Source organism: Bradyrhizobium sp. PRIMUS42, from assembly GCF_023006515.1.
Lineage (GTDB): Bacteria > Pseudomonadota > Alphaproteobacteria > Rhizobiales > Xanthobacteraceae > Bradyrhizobium.
Genome location: NZ_JALBGZ010000772.1, coordinates 1 through 2,809, shown reverse-complemented (window position 1 = coordinate 2,809; position 2,809 = coordinate 1). Strand labels below are relative to the sequence as shown.

At 65.4% G+C, this 2,809-nt stretch carries 3 protein-coding genes; all 3 read left to right on the top strand.

The annotated features are described in order from the left end of the window. The first annotated feature begins 207 nt into the window (after window positions 1-207). The gene (locus MOV75_RS33370) at window positions 208-912 is read left to right on the top strand and encodes an SDR family oxidoreductase (protein ID WP_247007454.1); all 705 of its coding nucleotides are present in this window, start codon (window positions 208-210) and stop codon (window positions 910-912) included. A gap of 1 nt (window position 913) precedes the next feature. Beyond that, complete coding sequence (locus tag MOV75_RS33365; RefSeq protein WP_246931759.1) at window positions 914-1,849, top strand: alpha/beta hydrolase; 936 nt, start codon at window positions 914-916, stop codon at window positions 1,847-1,849. Further along, a partial coding sequence (locus tag MOV75_RS33360) for an acyl-CoA dehydrogenase family protein (RefSeq protein ID WP_247007453.1) occupies window positions 1,846-2,809 on the top strand: 964 nt, incomplete at its 3' end. The genes MOV75_RS33365 and MOV75_RS33360, both read left to right, overlap by 4 nt.

Genomic DNA, 2,809 nt, shown 5'->3' with positions numbered 1-2,809 from the left:
ACCAAGCGCCTGGTCTGGGCGGGCACCGGGACGAGCATCGAGCAATGCCTGTCCGAGGAGGCGCGCACGGTTTCAGAGCTGTCGGGCATGGCCGACGCGCGCGAGGGCCTTGCAGCCGTCATCGAGCGGCGCAAGCCCATCTTCACGGGACGCTGAGGCGTGGCGGATACGCTTCCATTCGGGCGCTTGGACGGTCGGCGCGCCTTCGTGTCAGGCGCCGCGCGCGGCATTGGCGCTGCGATTGCAAAGAGCTTTGTCACTGCGGGCGCCAACGTCCTGATTGCCGACCTCGACATGGCCCAAGCTTCCGAGGTCGGACGCCAGATCGGCGCCGCCGCTGTTCGCCTCGACGTCAGCGATGCGGGCGCGGTGCAGGCGGCCGTGGAGCAGCACGGCCCATTCGACATCCTCGTCAACAATGCCGGGATCGACCAGCACGCCTTTTTCATCGAGACCACGCCGCACGACTGGGCGAAGCTGATCGCGGTCAATCTCACGTCTGTTCTGGCTTGCACCCATGCCGTCCTGCCGGCGATGCAGGCTGCAAGGTACGGCCGCATCATCAACATAACATCCGAAGCCGCCCGGCTCGGATCCAAGGGTGGGTCGGTTTACTCAGCCGCCAAGGGCGGGGTCATCGCCTTCACCAAGAGCATGGCGCGAGAGAACGCGCGATACGGCATCACGGCGAACGCGATTGCGCCCGGTCCGATCCGCACGCCGATGCTGGAGCAGGCGGTCGCCCGCGGTGGTGACAAGATCCTTCGAGCGATGACCGATGCAACCCTGCTGGGCCGGCTCGGCGAGCCGGACGAGGTTGCAGCAGCCGCGCTGTTCCTGGCGTCCGACCAGGCCGCCTACATCACGGGTGAGACGCTCGGCGTGTCCGGCGGCATGGGGATCGGCGGTTGAGATGAAGGATGCGGCCGGCGATATTGCGGTAACTCCTGTCGATCGTGCGGTCGAGCGGCTGCAGTCGGTGTACCGCAACTGGACGCGCGACACGAGCGTCGAGCAGATGCGTCACGATTGGGATGGAGCGTTCGCCGCCTGCTCCGTGCCGGTGACGTGCCGCCAGGTCTCCGCCGGCGGTGTCGAGGGCGAGTGGATCGCGCCGGCCGCCGCGCCGCAGGACAAGGCCATCCTCTATCTGCATGGCGGCGGCTTCCGTATCGGCTCGATTGCCTCGCACCGCGATCTGATCGCGCGCATCGCCAGCTCCTGTGGCTGCCGCGTCGTGGCGATCAACTACCGCCTGGCGCCGGAACACCGCTTTCCAGCCGCGCTGGACGATGCCCTGAGGGCCTATCGATACCTGCTCGACGAGGGTTTGCAACCGGATGACATCGCGCTTGCGGGTGACTCCGCCGGGGGAAACCTCGTGCTAAGCGTCATGCTTGCGTTGCGCGATCACGGCGAGAAACTGCCGGCGGCCGCCGCGGTTATGTCGCCCTGGACGGACCTCGCCGCGACAGGTGCAAGCTACGAAAGCCGGGCGAAGGCCGACCCGATCCATCAGCGCGCGATGATCCTCGCGCTTGCGAAGAACTATCTGGGCCTGGATGGCGATCCGCGTCACCCGCTGGCCTCGCCGCTCTACGCCGACTTGTCCGGCTTGCCGCCGCTTCTGATCCAGGTCGGCGACCGCGAGACGGTGCGCGACGATTCAACCGAGTTCGCTGCCAGAGCCAGGGCTGCCGCCGTCAACGTCGAGCTGCAAATCTGGGATGGCATGATCCACGTGTTCCAGATGTTCCCGGAAATCCCGCAGGCTGGCGAAGCTATCGCGGCGCTTGCAAAATTCCTGCGCGGACATCTTCACATCCCCGATGGGAGGGCGGCACAATGAACGTCATGACATCCAGTTCCCGCCAGCCTGTTGAAGCTGAATTTCAATTCTCGGAGCAACCCAATCTGCCCGAGGAGCTTCGCATATTGCGCGAGCAGGTACGTCGCTTCGTCGAGAAGGAGGTGGTGCCGCAGGGGGACGCCTGGGAGCGCGACGGCAAGATCCCGCGCGAGATTTTTCGCCGCATGGGCGCGCTCGGATTTCTTGGCATGCGTCACGCGCCCGAGTACGGCGGCACCGACATGGGTCCGCTGGCCTCGATGGTGTTCGCTGAGGAATTGGGACGCTCGAGCTTCGGCGGCTTCACCTCGTCGATCCTGGTGCACACCGACATGTCGGCGGTGCACATCTCTCTGCGCGGTACGCCGGAGCAGAAGCAGAAATACCTGCCGGCGATCATCCGTGGCGAGACGATTTGCTCGATCGCAGTGACCGAGCCGGATGCCGGCTCCGACGTTGCTGGCCTGAAGACCCGCGCGACCCGCGATGGCGACGGCTGGGTGATCAACGGCTCCAAGATGTTCATCACCAATGCGGTCTACGGCGACATCCTGATCGTCGCTGCCCGTACCGATCCGCACGCCAAGGGCAGCCGAGGCATCTCGCTGTTCATCGTCGAGCGCAATACGCCAGGCATCGATGTGACCAAGCTCGACAAGCATGGCTGGCTTTGCTCGGACACCGCCGAAATCGCCTTTCAGGACGTCCGTGTACCGGCCAATGCCCTGCTCGGAGAGGAGAACAAAGGCTTCTACGGCATCATGGAGACGTTCCAGAACGAGCGCATCTGCATCGGCGGCATCTGCGCCGGCGAATCCGCCAAGGCGATCGAGCTGACGGCAAACTACGTAAAGACACGGCAGGCGTTCGGCGGACCGCTCTGGAACCAGCAGGCCGTGCGGCTGAAGCTCGCCCAACTCGCGGCCAAGGCAGCCGCCGCGCGCCAGCTTGCCTATCACG

Excerpts from the sequence above, each read along its gene's own strand:
- MOV75_RS33365 (WP_246931759.1), top strand. The coding sequence starts at position 914 with ATGAAGGATGCGGCCGGCGATATTGCGGTAACTCCTGTCGATCGTGCG.